The 24,424-nt window shown below is 44.4% G+C and carries 21 protein-coding genes, 1 tRNA gene and 1 pseudogene; 11 read left to right on the top strand and 12 right to left on the bottom strand.

What is annotated here, in order from left to right:
- The first annotated feature begins 7 nt into the window (after positions 1-7).
- Entirely contained in the window at positions 8-2,278 is a 2,271-nt protein-coding gene (locus NAF19_RS23075) for a Tex family protein (RefSeq protein WP_252792711.1), read from the top strand.
- Between the two features lie 217 nt (positions 2,279-2,495).
- Positions 2,496-3,017, top strand: coding sequence for an ACT domain-containing protein (locus NAF19_RS23070; RefSeq protein WP_252792710.1), 522 nt, complete (start codon positions 2,496-2,498; stop codon positions 3,015-3,017).
- Between the two features lie 69 nt (positions 3,018-3,086).
- Here NAF19_RS23070 and NAF19_RS23065 read toward each other — a convergent pair whose 3' ends face one another.
- Entirely contained in the window at positions 3,087-3,563 is a 477-nt protein-coding gene (locus NAF19_RS23065) for an Lrp/AsnC ligand binding domain-containing protein (RefSeq protein WP_252792709.1), read from the bottom strand.
- Between the two features lie 150 nt (positions 3,564-3,713).
- On the opposite strand from NAF19_RS23065, the gene NAF19_RS23060 reads away from it, so the two are divergent.
- A tRNA-Asp gene (locus tag NAF19_RS23060) sits at positions 3,714-3,828 on the top strand.
- A 352-nt stretch (positions 3,829-4,180) separates the two neighbouring features.
- On the opposite strand, the gene NAF19_RS23055 is transcribed toward NAF19_RS23060, so the two are convergent.
- Both NAF19_RS23055 and NAF19_RS23050 read right to left on the bottom strand, forming a co-directional pair.
- A complete protein-coding gene (locus tag NAF19_RS23055; protein ID WP_252792708.1) occupies positions 4,181-4,738 on the bottom strand; it encodes a hypothetical protein in 558 nt (185 codons plus the stop codon).
- A gap of 244 nt (positions 4,739-4,982) precedes the next feature.
- Positions 4,983-5,552, bottom strand: a complete 570-nt coding sequence (locus tag NAF19_RS23050; protein WP_252792707.1) for a porin family protein — start codon at positions 5,550-5,552, stop codon at positions 4,983-4,985.
- 187 nt (positions 5,553-5,739) lie between these two features.
- On the opposite strand from NAF19_RS23050, the gene NAF19_RS23045 reads away from it, so the two are divergent.
- The 4 genes from NAF19_RS23045 (at position 5,740) to NAF19_RS23030 (ending at position 10,148) form a co-directional block, all read left to right on the top strand.
- Complete coding sequence (locus NAF19_RS23045; RefSeq protein ID WP_252792706.1) at positions 5,740-5,955, top strand: hypothetical protein; 216 nt, start codon at positions 5,740-5,742, stop codon at positions 5,953-5,955.
- 64 nt (positions 5,956-6,019) lie between these two features.
- On the top strand, positions 6,020-7,777 hold the full coding sequence (locus NAF19_RS23040) for a S41 family peptidase (RefSeq protein WP_252792705.1): 1,758 nt from the start codon (positions 6,020-6,022) through the stop codon (positions 7,775-7,777).
- 253 nt (positions 7,778-8,030) lie between these two features.
- Positions 8,031-8,825, top strand: coding sequence for a DUF1365 domain-containing protein (locus NAF19_RS23035; RefSeq protein ID WP_252792704.1), 795 nt, complete (start codon positions 8,031-8,033; stop codon positions 8,823-8,825).
- A gap of 84 nt (positions 8,826-8,909) precedes the next feature.
- Positions 8,910-10,148, top strand: coding sequence for an SAM-dependent methyltransferase (locus tag NAF19_RS23030; RefSeq protein ID WP_252792703.1), 1,239 nt, complete (start codon positions 8,910-8,912; stop codon positions 10,146-10,148).
- Positions 10,149-10,204: 56 nt separating this feature from the next.
- Here NAF19_RS23030 and NAF19_RS23025 read toward each other — a convergent pair whose 3' ends face one another.
- The 9 genes from NAF19_RS23025 to NAF19_RS22985 form a co-directional block, all read right to left on the bottom strand.
- On the bottom strand, positions 10,205-11,572 hold the full coding sequence (locus NAF19_RS23025; protein WP_252792702.1) for an MFS transporter: 1,368 nt from the start codon (positions 11,570-11,572) through the stop codon (positions 10,205-10,207).
- Positions 11,573-11,764: 192 nt separating this feature from the next.
- Entirely contained in the window at positions 11,765-12,652 is an 888-nt protein-coding gene (gene tatC / locus NAF19_RS23020) for a twin-arginine translocase subunit TatC (protein ID WP_252792701.1), read from the bottom strand.
- Between the two features lie 69 nt (positions 12,653-12,721).
- Positions 12,722-14,062, bottom strand: a complete 1,341-nt coding sequence (gene accC / locus NAF19_RS23015; protein WP_252792700.1) for an acetyl-CoA carboxylase biotin carboxylase subunit — start codon at positions 14,060-14,062, stop codon at positions 12,722-12,724.
- Between the two features lie 89 nt (positions 14,063-14,151).
- Positions 14,152-14,628, bottom strand: a complete 477-nt coding sequence (gene accB / locus NAF19_RS23010; protein WP_252792699.1) for an acetyl-CoA carboxylase biotin carboxyl carrier protein — start codon at positions 14,626-14,628, stop codon at positions 14,152-14,154.
- A gap of 249 nt (positions 14,629-14,877) precedes the next feature.
- The gene (locus tag NAF19_RS23005; RefSeq protein ID WP_252792698.1) at positions 14,878-15,867 is read right to left on the bottom strand and encodes a beta-ketoacyl-ACP synthase III; all 990 of its coding nucleotides are present in this window, start codon (positions 15,865-15,867) and stop codon (positions 14,878-14,880) included.
- Between the two features lie 112 nt (positions 15,868-15,979).
- Positions 15,980-16,969: a beta-ketoacyl-ACP synthase III gene (locus tag NAF19_RS23000; protein ID WP_252792697.1), complete on the bottom strand. Its 990-nt coding sequence runs from the start codon at positions 16,967-16,969 to the stop codon at positions 15,980-15,982.
- Positions 16,970-16,980: 11 nt separating this feature from the next.
- Positions 16,981-17,919: a phosphate acyltransferase PlsX gene (gene plsX / locus NAF19_RS22995; protein WP_252792696.1), complete on the bottom strand. Its 939-nt coding sequence runs from the start codon at positions 17,917-17,919 to the stop codon at positions 16,981-16,983.
- A 16-nt stretch (positions 17,920-17,935) separates the two neighbouring features.
- A complete protein-coding gene (rpmF, locus tag NAF19_RS22990; RefSeq protein ID WP_073407314.1) occupies positions 17,936-18,127 on the bottom strand; it encodes a 50S ribosomal protein L32 in 192 nt (63 codons plus the stop codon).
- Between the two features lie 17 nt (positions 18,128-18,144).
- Complete coding sequence (locus tag NAF19_RS22985; protein WP_252792695.1) at positions 18,145-18,666, bottom strand: YceD family protein; 522 nt, start codon at positions 18,664-18,666, stop codon at positions 18,145-18,147.
- Positions 18,667-18,789: 123 nt separating this feature from the next.
- Between NAF19_RS22985 and NAF19_RS22980 the strand changes: the two are divergent.
- The 4 genes and pseudogenes from NAF19_RS22980 to NAF19_RS22965 form a co-directional block, all read left to right on the top strand.
- Positions 18,790-18,948: pseudogene (locus NAF19_RS22980) on the top strand (T9SS type B sorting domain-containing protein); the annotation flags it as partial.
- Positions 18,949-19,442: 494 nt separating this feature from the next.
- Entirely contained in the window at positions 19,443-21,254 is a 1,812-nt protein-coding gene (locus NAF19_RS22975; protein ID WP_252792693.1) for an SBBP repeat-containing protein, read from the top strand.
- A 90-nt stretch (positions 21,255-21,344) separates the two neighbouring features.
- A complete protein-coding gene (locus NAF19_RS22970; protein ID WP_252792692.1) occupies positions 21,345-23,684 on the top strand; it encodes a cadherin-like beta sandwich domain-containing protein in 2,340 nt (779 codons plus the stop codon).
- A 236-nt stretch (positions 23,685-23,920) separates the two neighbouring features.
- Complete coding sequence (locus NAF19_RS22965) at positions 23,921-24,424, top strand: hypothetical protein (protein WP_252792691.1); 504 nt, start codon at positions 23,921-23,923, stop codon at positions 24,422-24,424.

The raw sequence follows: 24,424 nt of genomic DNA, 5'->3' as shown, positions 1-24,424 counted from the left end.
TTTGATTATGAGTATCCACTATAAAAAAATTGCCGCCGAGCTTTCCATCGCCGAAAAACAAGTTAGCGCCACCAGTGCCTTGCTTGATGAAGGCGCCACCGTTCCGTTTATTTCGCGTTACCGCAAGGAAGTTACCGGCGAGCTGGACGAAGTAGAGGTAGCCGCCATCCGCGACCGCATGCAGCAACTACGCGATTTGGATAAACGCCGCGAAGCAATCCTTAAATCGCTTACGGATATGGGCAAGCTTACACCCGAACTGGAAAAGCAGGTAAACGAAGCCGAAACCATGGTATCGCTGGAAGATATTTACCTGCCTTACCGCCCAAAACGCAAAACCCGCGCCACCACCGCCCGCGAGAAAGGCCTGCAACCCCTTGCCGACCTGCTGATGGAGCAAAAACGCATCGACCCGGAAACCGAAGCCGCCAAATATATCGACGAAGAGAAAGGTGTAAAGAGCTTTGAGGAAGCACTTGCCGGTGCAAGGGATATCATCGCCGAGTTCATCAGCGAACAGGCCGAAGTTCGTACCCGCATGCGCAGTTTGTTTATTGAAAAGGGAACCTTCCAATCCAAAGTTATTGAGGGAAAAGAACAGGAAGGAATAAAATATAAAGACTATTTCGACTGGACGGAACCGGTAAAAACTGCGCCATCACACCGTATACTGGCCATGCGCCGCGGCGAAAAGGAAGAGATTTTATGGCTCGATATTAAGCCGGTTGAAGAAGAAGCTGTGGCCCTGCTGGAAGATTCCTTCGTCATCGGCAATAACCCCAGCGCCGACCAGGTAAAGCAAGCCATTGCCGACGGCTACAAGCGCCTGCTAAAACCATCCATGGAAACGGAGGTGCGCCTGTTCACCAAAAAGGCAGCCGACGAAGAAGCTATCCGCGTATTTGCCGAGAATGCGCGCCAATTGTTACTGAGTGCCCCACTTGGCCAAAAACGCACCATGGCTATCGACCCTGGTTTCCGTACCGGCTGCAAAGTGGTTTGTTTGGACGAGCAGGGAAAGTTGCTGGAATACACCGCCATATTCCCGCATACCGGCGCCGGTCAGGCAAAAGAGGCGGAGAAAACAACGGAATTCTTATTCAAAAAATATAACATTGAAGCCATTGCCATTGGCAACGGTACGGCCGGTCGCGAAACGGAAGTTTTTGTGCGCAATTTAAATCTGCCCGGTGCAGCCATCGTGATGGTGAATGAAAGCGGCGCGTCAATCTATTCCGCATCGGACGTGGCACGTGAAGAGTTCCCGGATAAGGACGTTACTGTTAGAGGCGCTGTGTCAATCGGTCGCCGCCTAATGGACCCGCTGGCCGAACTGGTGAAGATCGATCCAAAATCAATAGGTGTTGGCCAATACCAGCACGATGTTGACCAAACCAAACTGCAAACGTCGCTGGACGATACCGTGATGAGCTGCGTAAATGCAGTTGGTGTTGAACTGAACACCGCTTCGAAACAAATATTAGCCTATGTATCTGGTCTTGGACCACAGTTGGCGCAAAATATTGTAAGCTACCGCGATGAAAACGGCGCGTTTAAACACCGCAGCGAATTAAAAAAGGTGCCACGCCTTGGCGATAAAGCGTTTGAACAGGCGGCAGGCTTTTTACGCATCCGCGATGCTAAGGATCCTTTAGATACCAGTGGAGTGCACCCCGAAAGGTACGGCCTGGTTGAGCAAATGGCAAAAGATTTAAAATGCTCGGTAAAAGATTTAATGAGCGACGACAAACTGCGCAAAAGCATCCCTTTGCAAAAATATATAACACCTGATGCCGGCTTGCCAACTCTCAATGATATTATGGCTGAACTTGCCAAACCCGGCCGCGACCCGCGTGAGCAGTTTGAAGCCTTCAGCTTTACCGATGGCGTAAACTCCATTAACGATTTGAAGGTAGGCATGAAGCTGCCTGGCATTGTTACCAATATAACCAACTTCGGTGCTTTTGTGGATATCGGCGTTCACCAGGATGGCTTGGTCCACCTAAGCCAGATAACCAATCGCTTTATAAAAGATGCCAACGAGGTGCTTAAAGTGCAGCAAAAGGTTGAGGTAACCGTTACCGAAGTAGATGTTAACCGTAAGCGGATATCACTTTCAATGAAAGAAAACAGCCCCAAACCGGCACCAAACGAGCGCCGCGAACCGGCTAATCAGCAGCGTAATTTTCAAAAACCAACGTATAACAAAAAGCCGGAGCCGCAGCCGGAGAGCGATATTGCTATAAAATTAGCTGCGCTGAAGGATAAGTTTAGATAATATCGTATCTTGCCCGCATTAACCACCATGAGTACAGGTAAAAAAATAAGCACAATTAACCTTCAACTGCCAGCCCTGCTGCAGTTGTCTTTGTTGGTGCTTATTATTGTCATTACCGGCCATTGGAGGGTTAGCTGATTGTATTTGTAAATTTTAAAACATACATAGTAAGCCCTCCGAAAACGGAGGGCTTTTTTTTTGATCAATTTTTTAAATCATGAAAAAACAACCAACAACCGCCGGGCATTGCATCATTGCCATCTATTCCGAAGACAAAAAAGGCTTACTGGGCCAGGTGCTCGTCCTGTTTAACAAATTAAACTACGAGGTGAATAGCCTGAACGTATCGAGAACTGATATTAGCGATGTTGTTTTAATTACCATTGAAGCCTGCGTACCCGAAGCCCGGCTGGGCATCTTGTTGCAAAAGATTGAAAAAATAGTTGAGGTTTATCGTGCCAGCGCCTATCAACCCGGCGAAATGGGATTGGAGAAGGTGGGATTTTTCCGGCTATCGAAACAGATTTTTAGCGCGTCGTTTTGGTCGTTGGTGCAAAAGTACGGGGCGGTGGTAAGCAGTATTGGTGAGGATGCGCTGGTACTACGCAAGTTTGGCAGCGACCGTAACCTCCAGGAACTTTACGGTCAGTTGGATGGCCCGCACCTGCTTGGCTTTTGCAAAAGCGGGTTAATTGCCGAAGAAAGTTTATTGTCGATTGATCAATTTGGCGGCGGGTAGATATTTGTGCACGTAGATACGCCCTGATGAGCCGGGGCGTATCTACAAATGTATCGTGTAAAGTAGAGGTTACTCCAAAGTAATCTGTCTTTTAATGCTTTCTTCTAATGATATAAATGTCTCGGTGCGTTGTATGCCTTTAACACCTTGTATCTGCTCGTTTAAAACTTCGCGCAAATGAGTGGTATCATGGCATACAATTTTGGCGAAAATGCTCCATGCGCCGGTAGTGTAATGCAGTTCTACAATCTCCTTTACGGTTTTTAACTGCTTAACGGCCTCGTTGTATTGCGAGCCTTTCTCCAGGAAAATACCCAAAAAAGCGGTTATGTCATACCCCAATTTCTGCGGATCTACCTCTAAACTGGCCCCTTTTATTACACCCATCTCCTCCAACTTTTTCATCCTCACGTGTATGGTTCCGCCGGAAACAATCAATTCTTTAGCGATTTCCGTGTATGGAGTGGTCGCATTCTTCATCAATATCGATAAAATCTGGATATCGAGATTATCAATTTCTAAATTTTGGGCTTTTCTGTGGGACATATTTTTGGAATTCTTTATTATAATACAAGAATAATTAAAATCTGATAAAAATACAAATATTCTATTGAAATATTTGCAACAAAGTGATTGGTCTGTTAGATTTGTAATAAGCAATTGACATTTGCTTAGCGTTCTTTAAAGTAAAAACATTGTTGGGTGGTGAAATTTTTGGCAGACACACCTCCTTGTCCCGGTGGCGGAGAATATGGGAAATCAGTTTAGGCTGACCAACCACTCTGTGAAGGTTCGATTCCTTCCCCAACAGCTTTTTCTAAGTCGGTAGTGCAAAGTTAAGTCTTTTGTCAGTTTTAGACTACATACCACGAACTATTGACTTAGAATTACAACCCTGTAGGATGGTGAAATTTTTGGCAGACACACCTCCTTGTCGCGGTGGCGAAGGTTTTGGGAAACTCTTAGCAATAAGAATAACCACTTCGTGAAGGTTCGACTCCTTCTCCTACAGCTCTTCTCATAATTTAGGTTTATAATTGGTTAGCAAAGGCCCCTGCCCATCAGGGGCTTTGCTTATATATAAGGTTTTTATTTGTTATTTTGACACATAAAAAAGGGCCGGTTCAAACAATGAACCAGCCCTTTTTTATGCTGAGGTGTTATTAATTTGCAATTTTGCTAAACCTAACATGCGCGTTTTCAGCAGGATTTACACTACTAAGGTAAAAATCAGTGGTGGTTTTTTTGCTGATGAACAGGTTTTTGCTGAGCAGGCTTAATGGTTTTACTGCGCCAAGGTTTATAACAAAGCCATCGGGGCTCGAGCCATAAATGGGTACGCCGTAATAGAAAACAGCATTTTGATATAACCATGTTCCGGTAAGAATTTTGCCGCTTTGGTTTGCAGTAATTTTACCCGATGCATCAAAAGTAAAAGTGTAGGTTGCAAACTTGTCGGTAGCGTTTTGTGTGCCTTCAAAATACGACGTTACTTTCCAGGTGCCGGTGGTTATTAATGAACCTATTGGCAGTTTTGAAGTTACCGTGTCGGTAGCCGGAGCGGTGGTTACCGGCGGCGTTACAGTAACTTTGGTTGATTTTGAGCCGCTGCCACCTAGCGTTGAACCACCGGTCGATGCTGGTTTTAACCCTTGTTCTTTTTGGCAGCTCGCCAATGCGCATGCCATTATTAGCATGGTGCTTGTAATAAATTTTTTCATTTCAGTGATTTTTAAGCGTTAATAGTTTGTTTTAACACCTCTTTGTAAATCACCGAAGACTGAATGTAACCGCCAATTAAAATTAATTTTTAATACTTTTTGAGAGCAGGCACCACGTAAGCGGTTTATAATCAAAAGCCCCACTGTAATAGTGAGGCTTTTGATTATTTATAGACTATAAAGCTGCGGAGTGGAGCTATATTAAAAAAGCCTCTACAACTCTCTTAAAATCTATACAACCCAATTACAGTATTTTAAACCCTACACTCACTGCAAACAGGTTTTGGCGCTGCCCAAAATCAGAATTAATTTTAGTCAGTCCGCCTTCGTAACGCACGTCGGCAGTAATAGCGCCTATGTCAACACCTGCACCTGCCTGGAAACCCAGCGTACTGCTTTTGTAATGGCCAAAGTCGGCATAAGCATTACTTAGGCTTTGCGAAAGGTTTTTACTTAGTATCGACGTGTAAACCGGGCCGGCCATAATCCTGAAGTTGAGATTTTTCTCACCAAACGAGTGGCCTATCAACACCGGAACGTTCAGATTGGTAAAGTGGGCATTGCCGCTTACGCTGTTATCGCTCGAGTGGAACTCACCACCGGTGCCGCTAAGGTACAACTCGGGCTGTAAATACAGTGCACTGCCAAAGCGGGTAAAAATACCGGCCTGGTAACCTGTGCGGGTTGATGAGCTTAAATTGTCGGTGTTAATTTTAGAAAAATTTGCACCGGCTTTAATACCTAACGAAAATTGTGCTTTTGCACTGATGCATGCCGCTACCAGTATTGCTGCACTTAATAGAATCTTTTTCATAGTACTTTTTTTAGTTTAATTGATCGGCGGCCGACAGGGGTAATGTTGCACGGCGCCATTGTTTTTCATAATTAATGTACCAAACGCTTAATTCAATAATTAATTACATTGCCTTAACAATAGCCTTGCCAAAAAATTACTAATAAGCACGTTCTATTTTCATATTTTTGTTGAAAATAAATTTTATATGGCCGAAATCAGCATAAGCAATAAAGAGTGGGAACGGGTGAAAATAAAAATTCAGCGTAAGTATAATCACCTTAGTGATGAGCAATTGCAATATACCGAAGGACAGGAAGAAAGCCTGATAGCTAAAATAATGCAATTGGTTAACCGCGACAGGAACTATGTACTATTTACCCTGAAGAAAGCGTTAGTTAATATCGACAATAACCGTTTGTAAAACAGCGGGTACCGTACAAACTATTATAGTTTTTTGTAGTTTTATATTTTAAATAATTTAGGGGATGAACAAGGGTAAAGTGACAGTGAATAAATATAAAAGGCAACTTTGGATAGGTGCCGTTTTGGTGCTGGCTATAACAACATTTAGCTTTAAGGACGACCTTTTCCAGCTGTCAAAAAACCTGGATGTGTTTGCATCGGTATACAAAGAAGTTAATATTAACTACGTTGATGATATCAATTCATCAAAAATGATAAAGACCGGTGTCGACGCCATGCTCGATGGTTTGGACCCCTATACCGAGTTTGTACCCGAAAACGAAATTGAAGACTATAAGCTACACTATGTTAGTACACAATATGGCGGCATAGGCGCCGGCATTTTTTTGCGCAACAGCAAGGTGTACGTGTCTGACGTGTTTTCGGGCTTTCCGGCTGCTAAGGCCGATATCCGCCCCGGAGACCAGTTGCTAAAAATAAACGACATAGCGCTTGAGGGCAAGAATAACGACCAGGTGAGCCTGCTGCTTAAAGGTGCAAAGGGCGCCAATATTAAGTTACTGGTTAAGCGTGGAACCGATGCAAACCCTGTTGAAAAGAACCTGGTGCGCGATGAAATTAAACAACCAAATGTGTCCTATTCTGGCATGGTCGACGGTAATATGGGGTATATAAAACTGGACAAGTTTTTAGAAAACTCGGCCGACGAAGTTACCAATGCACTTGCCGCTATCAAAAGGAACAACCCTAACGGTATTATACTCGACCTGCGTTCGAACGGTGGCGGCATTTTGCAGGAGGCAGTTAAGATTGTTAACCTTTTTGTGCCGAAAGATGTTGAAGTAGTATCGCAAAAGGGGAAAATAAAAGAGAAGAATTTTACCTATAACACCATGAGTGCGCCAATGGAGCCAAACCTGCCATTGGTTGTATTGGTAAATAATCACTCGGCTTCGGCATCTGAAATTGTTGCTGGCTCATTACAGGATTTGGACCGTGCCATTATCATCGGTCAGCGCAGCTATGGTAAAGGGCTGGTGCAGCAAACGTTTAACCTGCCCTATAATAGCCTCGTAAAAATTACTATTGCCAAATATTATGTGCCATCGGGCCGTTGTATACAGGAAATAGATTACACCCACCGTAAAGATGATGGCAGCGTAGTAAAAGTAGCCGATTCGTTAATCCACGAGTTTAAAACAAAAAATGGCCGTTCTGTTTATGATGGCAGCGGTATTTACCCCGATGTGTTTGTTAAACAGGATCGCTTTGCAAATATTACCCAGGCGCTGGTAGGTAAACTATTTGTGTTTGATTTTGCAAATAACTACCGTAATACGCATCCCACAATTGAACCCAGCAAAAAGTTTTCACTCAGCGATGCCGACTATGCCGACTTCGTGAAGTTTTTAGATGGCAAAAATTACAGCTACAACACGGCATCTGAAAAAATGCTTTCCAGCTTAAAAACAGAGGCCACCAAAGAAAAGCAGTTTGGCGAAATACAAGCCGAATACGATGCCCTGAAAGCTAAGATGGCTGCCAGCAAAAAGAATGACCTGCAATTGCACAAAGAAGAGATAAAGCAAGTACTTGAAAACGAAATAGCCGGTCGCTATTACTACGAAAAAGGCCGGTATGAAACCAATTTTAAGTACGACAAAGAGCTTGGCCAGGCTGTAAAGGTTATGCAGGATAAAGAGATGATTGCCCAGATACTTAAAGGCGAAGGCAGTTACAAAGTAATTGGTAAGCCGGTACTGGCTGCTGTAGGAGTTAAAAAACCTGTTGCGGATCCGGATAGTGATGATGATAAATAGGACGGCTTTTAGCACATGCCTGCGACCTGCGCTGGTGAATTTCGCCCCGTTTTGGCTTCTAAGATATTCTTTAATTTAAAGTGCCGGTACTTAAAAAATAATAGGCACCCCGACCTCGTAACAGAGGCAGACCATCCAGCCCCAACGGGGCGGCATCCGTCAAGGCAGGTCGCAGGCCTGCACTCAAAAACAATGGCACAGTTTCTAAGCCACACGCACATCCTAACCATACAATTTTTCGTAACTTACCATTATGAATTCCTGCCTGTATAAAGCGCGCGTAATGCATAACCGTTTAGCCCCCAAGGTACACCGGTTTCATTACGATGTGTTCATGTTCTACCTGGATTTGGATGAAATTGACACCCTGCACAAACAACTGAAATTTATGAGCCGTAACCGGTTCAACCTCTTTAATTTCAGGGACAGGGACCACCTGCAGTTGCCCCGCGAAAAACCCGATACATCAAAAAATATAAAGCAACATATCACAGACTACCTGCTTGCAAACGACATTGACATTGGCAAAGGCCGGATTATGGTGCTTACTAACCTATGCACCTTTGGCTACCAGTTTAACCCGGTGTCGTTTTATTTTTGTTACGATGAGCAAGAGCAACCGGTATGCTCAATTGTCGAGGTTTGCAATACGTTCCTGGAGATGAAACCTTATTTTTTGGGTGGGGATACGATGCAGGATGACCGGTTTAAACTAAACACGGAAAAGTATTTCTATGTATCGCCGTTTATTGATATGGATACCAATTTTGATTTCGACCTTCACATACCCGGCGAAAGGTTACAAGTAAAAATAGACGATTATGACAAAGCCGGCAACCGGTTTTTTATAAGCACATTAACTGGGGAACGCAAACAATTAAAAGATTCGACGTTACTGCTTTATTTTTTCAGTTTCCCGCTAATCACCTTAAAAGTTATTAGTCTTATTCACTGGCAGGCATTAAAGCTGTGGTTAAAGAAAATACCTTTTCACAAAAAAGAGGATGACCCTGAACTACAAAAAGAAGTTTATAGGCCATACAATTAATTGAAATTTGTTATCTTGATAAAACTTTTATCCGGTTAGTTTACGTAAATATTACAATCGCTGAAATTTGGAGATACTTGAACTATGGCCAACACAATTACACTCGTTAAAAAAAGCACTTTTTACCAGGATTTGGTTTTAAAGATCCTTGGTAAAATGGAGAAAGGTAACCTGTACCTCACCTTAACGGATGGAGAACAAATTACTATTGGCAATGGCGAAGGCAGCATAGCCGCAAGCATCGTTGTAAACAGCAATGAGTTTTATAAACGCATTATTTTGTTTGGCGATATTGGTTTTGGCGAGGCTTATGTTGATGGTCTTTGGGATACCGATAATATCACAAATGTGATAAAATGGGTGCTGCTGAATATCGAAAACGCCCCGGGCATATCGGGTAGTAAAATTCAAGCCTTATCGCTTAACCTGTTAAAAGCATACAATAAGCTGTCGCACTTCAAGCGCGCCAATACCATTGAGGGCTCGCGTAAAAACATCTCTGAGCACTACGATTTAAATAACGATTTTTTCGCCAGCTTCCTGGATCCGACCATGACTTACTCCGCCGCATACTTTTACCGCGATGGCTTAAGCCTGCAGGAAGCGCAACTGGCCAAATACGAGCGATTGTGCCGCCAATTGCATTTAAGGGCTACCGACCATGTGCTGGAGATTGGTAGCGGCTGGGGCGGCAACGCAATTTATATGGCCAAGACCTACGGCTGCAGGGTGACGTCCTTAACTATATCAGAAGAGCAGCACAAGCTGGCCGTTGAGCGCGTGGAAGCCGAAGGCCTCGGCGATAGGGTGAAAATCCTTTTGCAGGACTACAGGCTGATGGAAGGTGTTTTTGACAAGATAGTATCTGTGGAGATGCTGGAAGCCGTGGGCCATAAGTTTATGGATGTTTACTTTAAAAAATGCCACGAACTGCTAAAAAAGAATGGCATTCTCGCTATACAAGTAATAACTTCGCCCGATTCGAGATACGAAAGCTTAAAAAAAGGTGTCGACTGGATTCAGAAACATATTTTCCCTGGCTCGTTACTTCCTTCTGTCGGCGCTATTAACAGTTCAATAAACCGAACCGGAGATTTGACGATGGTTGATTTGAAAGATATCGGGCTTGACTACGCAAAAACCCTGAAACTTTGGTACGATTCATTCAACGCCAATCTTTCGAAAGTAAAAACACTGGGATTTGACGATACGTTCATCCGCAAATGGAATTATTACCTATGCTACTGCGAAGCAGCCTTTGCCATGCGCAATATCAACGTAATGCATTTGGTTTACTCAAGGCCGAATAATGTAGGGCGTTAAATAGTTTACAGTTACCGGTTTGCAGTTTGCAGCGGGATTTCTGAACTGTGAACTGATTACTGCCTACTGCCAGCTTTTTTAAAACGCGGTTTCTTCTCCCTGAAGCGGGTAAAAAACAAGAATGCTATCAGGCACAGGGCAAACCCGCAAATTCCATTGAGGCGGAGGCCGAAGTCATGACCGGGGTCTTTGCCATAAACGGTGAGGAAGGCAAACAGCGCAATGCCCAGCGTTTGGCCAAGTTTTACAAACAAATATTTTACGGCAAAAAACATCCCTTCTCGGTTCTCGCCGGTTTCGGCGGAATCCTTTTCAGCAATTTCGGCCAGGATGGCGTTTGGTAAGATGCCCAGTGATGCAAGCGGGAACGAGGCGCAAATTACCAGCGAGTATACTTGTACTTTCGGAGGCAGTGGTATTTTCCCTAAAAAAAATATCATGGCAAATATCAAGCTAAGCAGGGCGAAGGAGAACAGCACGATCGGCTTTTTCCCTTTTTTTTTCGAAAGGTAGTTTATCAGCGGATAAAACAACAACGAAACCATCACCATTATACCCATTAGCAATCCGCCCATTGATTCGGGAAGGTGCAGCAGCACAGTAATAAAAAAAAGCAGCCCGCTTGATATGATACTAAGCGCCATGTAAAACGAGAAATCTGAAATGAGATAGTATTTAAAATTACGCTGGCTGAACGTTTTACGAACAGCCTGGATAATAGGCAAGTGCGACGGTTTGCTTTCTGAATATCGTTTCTCGTCTATAGCAAATATCGGCACCAACATTATCGCCCCTGCAAAAACGCAAAGCGCCCAAATGGTATATTGCACGGCGGTGTCGCGGTTGGTAATGTGAAAACCGCTTTGCACCAAATCGGCAAAGTTATTTACCAGGGCGCCAATTATTATCCCTATCACAAAGCCTACCTGCTGAAATGAAGATAACTTAACCTTTTCGGCTGCCGTGCTGGTTAACTCAGGCAGCAGGGCGTTATATGGTATAATGTAGGTAGTTACACTCATAAAAAAGAAGATGAGCGTAAAGGTTAGCCATACTGCGTTGCTGGTGCTTTCGCCTTTTACTATAGGGCAAAAAGTTAAGCCGCAAAAAATAATTGCCGGCAATATCGCCCATTTCATAAAAGGGATGCGGCGCCCTTTTTTGTGAGTACTCTTATCGCTCAACGACGCAATAAACGGGTCGAACAACGCATCAACCAACCTGCCGGATGCTAAAATTACCGAAAGGATATTAAGCACACCAAAAAAAAGCAATTGCGGCACAAACGGCATCAACCCCGAGTTTGAAGGTGGCAGGTAAAAGTAGGGCAGCATCACGATAATAATATTAGTCATGATACTCCAGCCTATCATTCCGCAGGCGTAAGCAATCTGTTTTGAAAAAGGCAGTTTCTCGGCGGGCATATTGTAATGCAAATTAACATAAAAATTGAGTGTATCTGTAATATGGGGACAAATCGAATTGTTAAATCATTCAATGTGTCCCGGCGGCCATGATAAAGCGGGTAAAATGCAAATGGCAACTAACTTATCATTAGTCGCCATTTAGCTTAAATTTTATAGACTACTTCGCTTGTTTTTGAAGCTTGGATTAACTTATGCCGCCAATTCCTTTGCCATACGTCTTTTTTCAACAATGCCGGCTACCACAATACTCAATTCAAATAAAATGAATAAAGGTACCGCAACTACAGTCATGGTTAACGCATCGGGCGTTGGCGTTACTATTGCCGCAATTATCAATATAATAACAATAGCATAACGGCGGCTGCTTCGCATCAGCTTGGGTGTCAAAAAGCCGAGACTTGCCACAATATAAACCAAAATGGGCAACTGAAAAACTACACCGGTTGCCAGCGTTAACGTAGATACAGAAGATAAATAAGAATCTACATCGAAATAGTTTTTAATGTCAGGACTAACAATAAAGCCTGCTAAAAATCGGATAGATAACGGTGTGATTATAAAATAACCGAACATTACCCCTAAAAGGAACAATAAAGACGCGTACATTACGAAGCCACTGGCGGCCTTCCGCTCTTTTTCGTGAAGAGCTGGCTTAATAAACCGCCACAGTTCCCAAAAAAAATAGGGGATACCTAATACCAGGCCTATCATTAATGATGAATTAATCTTCAACGTAAATTGCCCCGCCATTTCGGTGTTAATAAGCGTTACGTGGATACTATCAACGCAAAAATCTTTAGCGCTAAACCATGCCGGAATTAATCGTTGAAACAACTCGCCCATATCGCACATCATACGGTACGCCCAAAAATCAGTACGCGTAGGGGCCATTATTACATACTTGAAAATTTCATCGTAGTAGGCATATGCTGCAATAGCAAATGCAACTACAGCCAGCGAGGCGCGGATAAGGTGCCACCTTAACGCTTCCAAATGCTCGAAGAAGGACATTTCGCCCTCTAATTTGTTTCCTTTATCCTTGATCGCCTGGATCAACTTACTACCAAATCTGGCCATTTTTATATATAAAAGCCCGGCTACTTGCCGGGATGGGGTATCTGCGTCAAATGTAATACACGGTTTTGATTATTCCGAATATTCGAAGGTTTCCATAAACTTGGTAGTAAAATTACCCGCACGGAAGTTAGGGTCTTTTAAAAGTTTTAAATGGAAAGGGATGGTTGTTTTTACACCTTCAATCACAAATTCGCTTAACGCACGCTCCATGGTAGCTAAAGCTTCTTCGCGGGTTTGCGCCACGCAAATTACCTTTGCAATCATTGAGTCGTAATTCGGTGGGATAACATAGCCGGCATAAACATGTGTGTCTATACGTACCCCATGGCCGCCCGGCGAATGGAAGTTAGTGATCCTGCCTGGTGATGGGCGGAAGTTATTGAAAGGGTCCTCAGCATTAATACGGCACTCAATTGCATGCAATATTGGCTCGTAGTTTTTGCCCGATATTGGAATACCCGCGGCAACTTTAATCTGCTCTTTTATCAGGTCGAAATTGATAACTTCTTCGGTAACCGGGTGCTCCACCTGTATACGGGTGTTCATTTCCATAAAGTAGAAGTTGCGGTCTTTATCAACCAAAAATTCTACTGTCCCGGCGCCTTCATATTTAACGGCCTTGGCGCCTTTTATAGCGGCCTCGCCCATTTTTTTACGCAGTTTCTCAGTCATAAATGGCGACGGAGATTCCTCAACCAGTTTTTGGTGACGGCGCTGTATCGAGCAATCGCGTTCGCTCAAATGGCAAACTTTGCCGTATTGATCGCCTACTACCTGTATTTCGATGTGGCGCGGGTCCTGTACATATTTTTCGAGGTACATACCATCGTTACCGAAGGCTGCTCCTGATTCGGCGCGTGCGCTGTCCCAGGCGTTTTCAAACTCTTCGTCCTTCCATACGATGCGCATACCACGGCCACCACCACCGGCAGTAGCTTTTAATATAACAGGGTAACCTATTTTTTTTGCTATGCTGATGCCTTCCTGTACACTGGCTAACAAACCTTCAGAACCTGGGATACAAGGTACGCCGGCTTTTTTCATGGTTTCTTTAGCTGAGGCTTTGTCGCCCATGGCATTTATTTGCGCAGCGGTAGCGCCAATAAATTTGATGCCGTATTCGGCACATATAGATGAGAACTTTGCGTTTTCTGATAAAAATCCATAACCAGGATGTATGGCATCAGCATTGGTAAGCTCGGCTGCCGATATCAGGTTCGGAATATTTAAATATGAGTCGCGACTGGGAGGGGGGCCTATACAAACAGCTTCATCAGCAAAACGCACGTGAAGGCTGTCGCGGTCGGCAGTTGAATATACAGCTACGGTTTTTATGCCCATTTCTTTACAGGTGCGAATAATTCGCAAGGCAATTTCTCCCCGGTTAGCTATTAATATTTTTTTAAACATGTTTTTGATTTGAAAATTTGGCGATTTGAAAATTTGAAGATGAAAAGGTCATTTTCAAATCTTCAAATTAACTTATCTTCAAATTGAGTTTACATCGGTTCAACCAAAAATAACGGCTGGTCGTATTCAACCGGCGATGCGTTATCAACCAGTATTTTTACGATACGGCCCGAAACTTCCGATTCAATTTCGTTAAATAATTTCATTGCCTCGATAATGCAAAGCACACCACCTGGCTTTATCTCGTCGCCCACGTTTACAAACAATGGTTTATCCGGACTTGCCGAGCGGTAAAAAGTGCCAATCATTGGCGATTTTACGGTTATGTAATGCGATGTATCGGCTACCGGAGCAGCGGCGGGTGCAGGTGCAGCAGCCGGAAGAGCAGCGGCAGGTGCGGCCTGGTGCACATGGCCAAAGCTTGCGTCAGGTACGGTTGCGTTCACAATTGTAGCAGCAGTGTTGGTTTTAATTGTGATTTTAAAATTTTCCTGCTCTATTGAAACTTCGTTTACTCCTGATTTAGAGACAAAGCGTATAAGATCCTGAATTTGTTTAATATCCATGCCCGGGGGTTAATTGGTTTTGATAAAGTTATATGTTAATGTGCAGATGTGCAAACTCCAAATATGCATAATTGATGTGCGAATTTTAAATGTGCAGATGTGCGGATTTTCTTAATTAGGGTTAACAGTCAGTTGTAAGCAAATAAACAAAACATATTTGATAATGTTCGAAATTGATGTGCAAATGTGTGGATTTTTAGTGTGCGGATGACAATCAATTTATGATTTTCGCAGCATCACATTCACACATTAATAAGCCCATTTCAAATATATCGAGCCCCATGTAAAGCCACCGCCAAAGGCTGCTAAAATAAGGTTGTCGCCTTTTTTAAATTTGTTTTCCCACTCCCAAAGGCATAAAGGTATAGTGCCATTAGTGGTGTTGCCATATTTCTCAATGTTTACGATTACCTTATCGGCGGTAACACCGGTACGGTTGGCTGTAGCATCAATAATGCGTTTGTTGGCCTGGTGCGGTACCAGCCATGCAATGTCGTCACTGCTGAGGTTATTGCGTTCCATAACTTCGGCGGCAACATCGGCCATTTTTGTTACGGCAAATTTAAACACTGCCTGGCCTTCCTGGTAGGCAAAATGCTCCAGGGCATCAACAGTTTCGTGGGTTGCCGGCCTCACAGAGCCACCAGCTTTTTGATGCAGGTAGGCTACGCCAGAGCCGTCGCTACGTGTTATAGTATCAATAATGCCATTACCTTCATCATTTGGTTCAAGCAAGACTGCGCCGCAGCCATCGCCAAAAATAATACAGGTTGCGCGGTCTTTATAATTGGTGATCGACGACATTTTATCGCCGCCAACAACTAAAACTTTTTTGTGTTTCCCGCTTTCAATAAACTGGGAGCCGGTTGCAAGGCCGAATAAAAAGCCTGAACAGGCCGCCTGCAAATCCCATCCCCATGCATTTTTTGCGCCGATTTTATCGGCAAGTATATTGGCCGTAGCCGGAAAAACACGATCAGGGGTGGTGGTGCAAAAAATAATTAAATCAAGTTCGTCTGCACCAATTCCGCGTTTTTTTAACAGGCCCTCAACAGCAGGCACCGCCATATCCGAAGTGCCAAGTCCTTCGCCTTTTAATATTCTGCGTTCTTTGATACCTGTACGGGTGGTTATCCACTCATCATTAGTATCTACCATGGTTTCAAGTTCATGGTTGGTTAATACATATTCAGGTACGTAACCGTTTACAGCAGTAATAGCTGCATGAATTTTACTCATTTTTATTTTTTTACTGTAAAGTACAAATTATGCCAATGCGCAAACTTTAAAATACAAGGGACTAAAAGTATAAATTTTTTTCGTTTCCCGTTCGCACATTAAAATCTGCAAATCAATATGCCCATTTTAAATAAAGCGCGCCCCAGGTAAAACCGCCGCCAAAGGCTGCCAAAATAATGTTATCACCTTTTTTGAATTTGTTTTCCCACTCCCACAAACATAAGGGCAAAGTTCCGTTTGTTGTGTTGCCATAGCGTTCAATGTTTATAACCACCTTATCGGGGCTAACGCCGGTACGCACAGCTGTTGCGTCAATTATACGTTTGTTGGCTTGGTGTGGTACCAGCCAGGCAATATCATCGGATGTAAGATTGTTGCGTTCCATAACCTCGGCAGCAACCTCGGCCATATTGGTGACAGCAAATTTAAAAACAGACTGCCCTTCCTGGTATAAATAGTGTTCGCGATTGTCAACAGTCTCATGTGTGGTTGGCCTCATCGAGCCGCCTGCTTTTTGGTGCAGGAAAGGAACACCCGATCCATCGCTTTTCAATACAGAATCGATAATACCGTTTCCTTCGGTATTCGGTTCCAGTAATGCGGCACCGCAGCCATCGCCAAAAATAATGCAGGTTGCACGGTCCCGGTAATCAATCATCGACGACATTTTGTCGCCGCCAACAACTAAAACTTTTTTATGCTTGCCGCTTTCAATAAATTGTGAGCCGGTAGCAAGGCCGAACAGGAACCCTGAGCAGGTAGCCTGCAGGTCGTAGCCCCATGCGTTTTTTGCGCCAATTTTATCCGCCAGTATATTTGCTGTAGCCGGGAAAACCCGATCGGGAGTAGATGTGCAGAATATGATCAGGTCAATTTCGTCGGCTGTGATGCCGCGCTTTTCAAGCAGACCATTAACAGCCGGAACTGCCATGTCTGATGTGCCTAACCCTTCTCCCTTTAATATCCTTCGTTCTTTAATACCCGTGCGGGTGGTTATCCACTCGTCGTTGGTATCTACCATTGTTTCCAGCTCGTGGTTAGTTAGTACGTAGTCGGGTACATAACCATTCACAGCCGTAATGGCAGCATGAATTTTAGCCATTCTAATTTTTTTTACTGGAAAGCCAGTTTTATTTTTTCTGTGAGGCCACTTTCAACCATGTCTCTACACAGCACTACCATATTCTTAATCGCCTCGGCGTTTGATATGCCGTGGCCAACCACAACCGGAGCGTTAACCCCTAAAATGGGGCTGCCGCCATATTGCTCGTAATTGAACTTATCAAAAAAATCGTCTTTAATTTTTTTCTTGCGCGATATCACGTAGAATGATTCGGCAAACTTTAACATCACATTGCCGGTAAAACCATCGCAAACAAATACATCCGCCAGATCGCTGAACATATCGCGGCCTTCGGCGTTGCCCACAAAATTAAATTGTGTGCTCTCCTTCATCAACGGGTAAGCTGCCTGGCAAAGCAGGTTACCTTTTTCCTCTTCCTCGCCAATATTTACCAGGGCAACACGCGGGTTGGAAATGTTGTAAACATATTGTGCAAACAAACTGCCGAAAACACCAAACTGAAAAAGGTATTCAGGCTTGCAATCGGCGTTGGCGCCTACATCAACCAAAATGCCCAAACCTTCTTCAAGTTTAGGCATAACGCTTGTTATGGCAGGGCGTAATACGCCCGGAATTGCTTTAACGCTAAACATAGCGCCCACCAGCATAGCACCGCTATTACCGGCGGACGAAAATGCATCGATACCGCCCTCTTTAAGCAACTTAAACCCCAGCGATATGCTTGAATTTGGCTTTTGAACAACGGCTTTGGTGGGATGCTCGCCCATGCCAATTACCTCTGTAGTATGTACAAAGTCGAAATTGTCGGGGCTGAAATTATTTTCGTGAAGAATGCTTAAGGCTTGTTCCTTGTCACCTATAAGCACCAGTTTCTGATTAGCTGATAAAACTTTATACGCTTCAATTGCCCCTAAAACGGTTGCTTTGGGAGCGAAATCACCGCCCATAATATCTAAGCCAATCTTCATTTCAGAAAATTAAAACTTAAGCTACTGCTGCTTTCTCAATCAGTAATTTACCGTTGTAGTAAACGTTACCGTCAACAGTATAAGCTCTGTGTGGCAAATGTACGGCACCTGTAGTTTTGCAGGTAGTTAAAGTTGGCGCAACTGCATTGTCATGCGTTCTGCGTTTATCTCTCCTCGATTTGGATATTTTGCGTTTTGGATGTGGCATAAAACCTGGTATTTATATTATTTAATATTTTTGAGCGCGTCCCACCGCGGGTCGGCCTGCTCATTTTGTTCGTTATTTGCGGTAAGCTTATTCAGCTTGTCCAGCATTTCTTTATCACAATAGGGTGTATTACCCTCGTTATCGCAAACAGTTATAAACGGCAATGCAACGTTTATATATTCATAAATCAGCCCTGCTATATTGATCTCGTGATCGTTTTTAGTAAGGGTGATAATCTCTTCATCTTCATCAACCGCCTCTTCGCTAAACTTCGCAATAGCCTGTTCGTGTATATCCACCTGTTGCGGATATTGCGCCAGGCACCTGTCGCAGTTTGCATCAATTGTACCGGCAATGTCAAACGTTAGTATTAACATTGTCTCCTGCTTTTCCAGTTCAACGCGACACTTTAAGTCAGCTTTTTTAACCAGCGAGTATTCAAACTCATTTAAAAAGGCGTCATTAACATCGTATTCAAACTGGTGCTTCCCCAGTTTAAGGCCGGTAAAAGGAATCGAATAATTTCTTAGCGATTTCAATGAGCAACAATTAGCCCGCAAATGTAAGGATAAATATGAGAATTGAAAAGTGTTTTTTTAAATAGGGGAATGGCGGTTAATTTGTGGGTCCTGAAAATAAAATACAGATAAAACCGCAGCGGAGTTTTGGTCTATGAGGCCAGCGGCTACGACAACCAGGCTAAAGTATTTGACGGCCACTCAAGCGTCGATGGTAAACTGCAACAAGCGGGCACTTATTTTTATTCGCTGGAATACAAGGATGGGAAAGAGACCAAGCGAAAACCGGGTTTATTGTGCTGAAACGTTAATAATATGCAGACCACTAAGCCGGGAACGGGGATGTTTTTTTCCTGGTTCCCGGCTTTTTTGTTAAGCGGAGGTTGAACGCAGGTATAGCGGGCAATAAGTTTTTAACAAGCGGAATGCTATGTTTTGCTGTTTAACTACCAGCTTTGATATTTAAAGTATATCTTATTATAATAGTAATGATTAGCCGATTTGCATGGCTTGATATTGATAACCAACTGTATATGTTAAATATTTTTGATTTATTAAATATTTTAATTTACATTTATTATCTGATCTTCTGCTATTTAATTGTTTTTAACCGGCAGCAAACCTTCGTGGTTATTTAAAAATATAGCTTTTTACCGATTTTTAGAGAAGAATATGCCTTTATCCGCTCGGCTTTAACAGCGGCTTAAAAAATGGATGGGATTGCAGCGTAGATTATAGTATGCTTATAAAAAAACAAGGTGTCCGCCTTTATAAAGTATTATTTGAAAACAAAGTATATGCGAAAAGCCTGCCCCTTACCCCTCACGTTGCAATTAAAGCGAATTATTTTGCTGGCCTCGTTATTTTTTGCAGTTATAGTTCCTTTTAAATTATTTGCCCAGGTGCCAACCATTAGCTATAACAGCCCGCAAACCTATACGGCAGGCGCTGTCATCTCTCCGTTATCGCCCACAAGCACCGGCGTAGCCGGATTGCTATATAGCGGCACCCGCCTAACTTTAGGGTCGGGTTTCAATTCTCCTTACGGGGTAGCGCTTGATGCTACCGGGAATATATACGTGGCCGACTTTGGCCATCACCTGGTGAAAAAAATGTCGGCGGGTGGAGGTGCAACGGTTACCTTAGGTTCGGGTTATGAGGGGCCTTACGGGGTAGCTGTTGACGCTGCCGGAAATATATATGTGGCCGACGGCGGCAACGGTTTAAAGATGATTCCTGCCGCTGGGGGCAGTCAGGTAAGCGTAGGCGCTGGGTTAATTAGCTCGCATGGTGTGGCGACCGACCCGGCGGGGAATGTTTATGTGGCCGATAACGGAGCCATTTTAAAAATAAAGAAAGGCGGCAAACAGGTTACTTTAGCCACAGTTAGCGTGGCATTCGGCCTGGCGGTTGATGCAGCAGGTAATGTGTACGTTGCAAACGGAAGTGCCACCATACAGAAGATCCCGGCAAACGGTGGCGGCGCCCCGGTAAGTATTGGTTCGGGCTTTAGTAATGCCGAAGGAGTGGCCGTAGATGCTGCAGGCAATATTTACATTGCCGACTATGGCCATAACGCAATAAAACGGATGCCGGCGGGCGGCGGCGCACCAGTTAGCCTGGGGACGGGATTTACAAGTCCTTATGGCCTGGCGCTCGACGGCGCAGGCAACGTATTTGTTGCAGCAACCGGCAACAACGCAGTTAAAGAAATGAAACCTGTTGGCGGCTATTTCATCAGTTCGTCTTTACCGGCAGGCTTAAATTTTGATGGCACTACGGGAATTTTTAGCGGTACGCCATCAGCAGAAAGCCCTATGGCAAATTATACAGTTACTGCTTATAACAGTACCGGCAGTGCTGCTGCTATAGTTAATATAAAGGTTAATCCATCATCGCCACCGGCGTTATCCATTAGCTACAACAGCCCTCAAATCTACTCAACAGGTATTAAAATAACACCACTTGTTCCTGTAACTACCGGAGTGGTTGCGGCACCCGGATACAGTAACAATATGGCGAGCCTTGGTTCGGGCCTTAGCAATCCGGCCGGCGTTGCGGCCGACCCGGCAGGTAATATATACGTGGCCGACTTAAACAACGGGCAGGTTAAAAAGATACCTGTGGATGGCGGCTCTCCCGTTGTTATAGGTACGTTCGCCCAGCCGAACGGCGTAGCCGTTGACGCGGCGGGTAACGTATATGTTGCCGATGGCGCAACAGGCATCCAAAAAATACCGGCGGGCGGTGGCAGCCCGGTAGTGATAGGTTCGGGCATTACAAATCCTTATAGCGTGGCTGTTGATGCTGCCCGCAATGTCTATTTGTCGGACCTTGGCGATCATAAGGTAAAGGAAATTCCGGCAGCCGGCGGCCCAATTATTGTTTTAGGGACAAGCGGCGAGTTGCTTAGCCCCTATGGCGTAGCAGTTGACCCTGCCGGGAATATTTACGTTGCCGATTTGGAGGACAACGCGGTGAAAAAATTCCCGCATGGTGGCGGCAGTTGGGTGCCCGTAGGAGGCGTGTTTAGCGTTCCGTTTGGCGTAACAACCGATGGGGCAGGCAACGTTTACGTAACCGACTCGGGCAATAAACAAATAAGGTAAATTCCTGCGGGTGGTGGCAGCACCATTACTATAGGAACAGGTTTCCTGAACCCGTACGGTATTGCGGCAGATGGCAAGGGAAATATCTACGTGTCTGACCAGATAAATAATACCATAAGGGAAATTAAGCCCGTTGGCGGTTATTTCATAACCCCATTTTTACCCGCCGGCCTCAGTTTTGATAATAGCACCGGTATCATCAGCGGCACCTCGGTTGCGGTTTCGCCCGCAAACAACTATACCGTTACAGCATATAACAGCTTGGCTGGTAATTTCACAATGGTAAATATAACTGTTAACAGTTTATTGGTTAATGCCGACCTTACCGCCCTTGCAACAAATGCAGGCAGTTTATCGCCCGTGTTTGCGCCGTCAATTACCAGCTACACTGAAGTCCTGCCTGCTACTACTTCGTCGGTAACCGTTACCCCAGTAGCCGCCGCACCCGGGGCCACTATAAAAGTAAACGGAACGGTAGTAATGTCAGGGGCTGCATCAGCAGCATTGCCGCTGGTTGTCGGGGCCAATGCAATCAACGCGGTAGTAACCGCTCAGGATGGAACCACCACTAAAACCTATACGTTAACAGTAACCCGGCTATCAAATAACGCTGCGTTAACCACCTTGAAAATAAGCCCGTCAACATCACTTATGTTAGTGAGCGGCGCCGATTACAAAGATTACACAACTACAGTGCCTAACAGCGAAACCAGCGTTAAAATAACGCCCACAGCACAGGATGCTACTGCATCCATAAAAGTAAACGGTGTAGCCACGGTCAGTGGCACAGCCTCAGCAGCCATACCATTAAGCGTTGGCGACAATGTAGTTAATACGGTCGTAACCGCACAGGATGGCGTAACCACCAAAACCTATTCGATAAAATTCACCCGCTTACCCTCATCCAACGCTAATCTGACCAGTTTAGCACTAAGCAGCGGCACGCTTACACCTGTATTTGCGGCGGGCACAATCAGTTACACGGCATCGGTAAGTAATACTACGGCCTCGATAAAAGTAACGCCAACTGTACAGGACGCAGGTGCAACCGTAAAGGTTAATGGAACAACAGTAGTCTCTGGAACAGCATCAGCAGCATTGCCGCTGGTTGTTGGGCCCAATACCATAACAACGGTAGTAACTGCTCAGGATGGTGTAACCACCAAAACCTATACCGTAACGGTAACCCGGGTTTCGAATAACGCGTTATTAACCCAGCTAAAGGTAATCCCCGCAACAGCGCTGACGATAGTAAGCGGCCCTGATTATGTAGATTATACAGCAACGGTACCAAATACAACATCGAGCGTTCAAATAATGCCTACCTCACAAAGTACCACTTCAACCATAAAGGTAAACGGTGTTACGGTGGCCAGCGGCACAGCCTCTGCAGCCATACCATTAAGCGTTGGCGACAATGTAGTTAATACGGTTGTAACAGCGCAGGATGGCGTAACCACCAAAACTTATTCGATAAAATTTACGCGTCAGATTTCGGTTAATGCTAACCTGGCCGGCCTGAAATTAAGCAGCGGCACGCTTACACCAGTTTTTGCGGCGGGCACAATCAGCTATACCGCAATGGTAACCAATGCTACTAATTCGATAACAGTAACCCCTGCAACCAGCGATGCAGGTGCTACGGTAAAGGTAAACGGAACAACAGTAGCCTCTGGAACAGCATCAGCAGCCTTGCCGCTGGTTATTGGCCCCAATACCGTAACAACGGTAGTAACCGCACCTGATGGGGTAACCACGAAGACCTATACCTTAACGGTAACTCGCCCGGCATCAAACAATGCGTTATTAACCCAGCTAAAGGTAATCCCTGCAACGACGCTGACGATAGTAAGCGGCCCCGATTATGTAGATTATACAGCAACGGTACCTAATACTACATCGAGTGTTCAAATAATGCCTACATCACAAAGTGCTACTTCAACCATAAAGGTAAATGGGGTAACGGTGGCCAGCGGAACAGCCTCGGGGGCGATAGCTTTAAATGTGGGAACTACCGTAGTTAATACGGTGGTAACCGCACAGGATGATGTAACGACTAAAACATACAGCATAACCTTTACACGGCCGGGGCCGGTAGCGGCTATAATGAAGTATGACCAGCAGGAGTCGCCAATCACCGCCAATAGCCTGACTGTACACCAAAACGTATCTCCCAATGGTGATGGCAACAGCGATGTTTTGGTTATAGACGGGATAACAGCATACCCTGAAAACAAGTTGCAGATAATGAGCCGCAGCGGCGCTTTAGTGTATGAGGCAAAAGGCTACGATAATGAAACCAAAGCATTTGACGGCCATTCAAGCATCAATGGTAAACTGCAACAAGTGGGCACTTATTTTTATTCGCTTGAGTATAAGGATGGGAAAGAGACCAAGCACAAAACCGGGTTTATTGTGCTTAAATATTAGGGGTGGTTAATTAGAGGTTAGAGACCGGGGATTAGTTAAAAACGCACAAGGATTCACACTCAAGCCTTATGGAGTTGAGATTAGAGACCAGTTCATAGAACGCCTTGGTTTGGAAGTCTATGATTGTTGGGTGAAGTGCGGTGTTAAATGCCTGTTATTGAATGTGATAAATTCAATAGCAATTAAAGCTATTGTTGCTGAAAAGCATACTAAATGTGCAGCTTTGATGTTTAACAATGAGATTCGTATCTTTATTAATTATGGCGAAGTACCTGTTATTCATACTCGTGGTTTCTTCCTCGTGTTTAGCGCTTAAATACCAGGGTCAAAAAATATGGTTGTTTTCTAAAACGCAATACATGGGCAATGCGCCTGTAGACAGGGACGGCAAAGCGGTTAAAGGTTACACCGAAACCCTTTTATGTTTCATAGAGATCAGCAAAAATAAACAATCGCCTGCCTGGCAAACAGCCTGGTACAAAGGCGTAAAGTACTCGGTGAATATTTTACAGGTAAACCAGGACTCAGTTATAATCGGCCGAATTAAAAACGCAAAAACCACCTTTGTGATCAAACCCGGGTTAGAAACAAAACTAATCCGATTGGAACTCACTGAGCAGGGCAATTTTAATGCTCCCAAGGCAAACGGTTTTGTGTTGGAAGGTATACTCAACAATAAACAAGTTTACGTAACATCCGACGAGCCAGCGGTTGAGCTGGCCCCGGTGTTAATGCAATAA

Origin of the sequence: Mucilaginibacter flavidus (assembly GCF_024055575.1) — a bacterium.
GTDB lineage: Bacteria > Bacteroidota > Bacteroidia > Sphingobacteriales > Sphingobacteriaceae > Mucilaginibacter > Mucilaginibacter flavidus.
The sequence above is the reverse complement of the archived record's forward strand: the minus strand, read 5'-3'. Positions and strand labels throughout refer to the sequence as shown.

What these genes read in the sequence shown, in the direction of transcription:
- NAF19_RS23070 (WP_252792710.1), top strand. Translation starts at nt 2,496, where the DNA reads ATGAAAAAACAACCAACAACCGCCGGGCATTGCATCATTGCCATCTAT.
- NAF19_RS23075 (WP_252792711.1), top strand. Translation starts at nt 8, where the DNA reads ATGAGTATCCACTATAAAAAAATTGCCGCCGAGCTTTCCATCGCCGAA.
- NAF19_RS23065 (WP_252792709.1), bottom strand. Translation starts at nt 3,563, where the DNA reads ATGTCCCACAGAAAAGCCCAAAATTTAGAAATTGATAATCTCGATATC.
- rpmF (WP_073407314.1), bottom strand. Translation starts at nt 18,127, where the DNA reads ATGCCACATCCAAAACGCAAAATATCCAAATCGAGGAGAGATAAACGC.
- NAF19_RS23030 (WP_252792703.1), top strand. Translation starts at nt 8,910, where the DNA reads ATGGCCAACACAATTACACTCGTTAAAAAAAGCACTTTTTACCAGGAT.
- NAF19_RS23005 (WP_252792698.1), bottom strand. Translation starts at nt 15,867, where the DNA reads ATGAGTAAAATTCATGCAGCTATTACTGCTGTAAACGGTTACGTACCT.
- NAF19_RS23040 (WP_252792705.1), top strand. Translation starts at nt 6,020, where the DNA reads ATGAACAAGGGTAAAGTGACAGTGAATAAATATAAAAGGCAACTTTGG.
- tatC (WP_252792701.1), bottom strand. Translation starts at nt 12,652, where the DNA reads ATGGCCAGATTTGGTAGTAAGTTGATCCAGGCGATCAAGGATAAAGGA.
- NAF19_RS23025 (WP_252792702.1), bottom strand. Translation starts at nt 11,572, where the DNA reads ATGCCCGCCGAGAAACTGCCTTTTTCAAAACAGATTGCTTACGCCTGC.
- plsX (WP_252792696.1), bottom strand. Translation starts at nt 17,919, where the DNA reads ATGAAGATTGGCTTAGATATTATGGGCGGTGATTTCGCTCCCAAAGCA.
- NAF19_RS23050 (WP_252792707.1), bottom strand. Translation starts at nt 5,552, where the DNA reads ATGAAAAAGATTCTATTAAGTGCAGCAATACTGGTAGCGGCATGCATC.
- NAF19_RS23035 (WP_252792704.1), top strand. Translation starts at nt 8,031, where the DNA reads ATGAATTCCTGCCTGTATAAAGCGCGCGTAATGCATAACCGTTTAGCC.
- NAF19_RS22965 (WP_252792691.1), top strand. Translation starts at nt 23,921, where the DNA reads ATGAGATTCGTATCTTTATTAATTATGGCGAAGTACCTGTTATTCATA.
- NAF19_RS23055 (WP_252792708.1), bottom strand. Translation starts at nt 4,738, where the DNA reads ATGAAAAAATTTATTACAAGCACCATGCTAATAATGGCATGCGCATTG.
- NAF19_RS22975 (WP_252792693.1), top strand. Translation starts at nt 19,443, where the DNA reads ATGCGAAAAGCCTGCCCCTTACCCCTCACGTTGCAATTAAAGCGAATT.
- accB (WP_252792699.1), bottom strand. Translation starts at nt 14,628, where the DNA reads ATGGATATTAAACAAATTCAGGATCTTATACGCTTTGTCTCTAAATCA.
- NAF19_RS23000 (WP_252792697.1), bottom strand. Translation starts at nt 16,969, where the DNA reads ATGGCTAAAATTCATGCTGCCATTACGGCTGTGAATGGTTATGTACCC.
- NAF19_RS23045 (WP_252792706.1), top strand. Translation starts at nt 5,740, where the DNA reads ATGGCCGAAATCAGCATAAGCAATAAAGAGTGGGAACGGGTGAAAATA.
- accC (WP_252792700.1), bottom strand. Translation starts at nt 14,062, where the DNA reads ATGTTTAAAAAAATATTAATAGCTAACCGGGGAGAAATTGCCTTGCGA.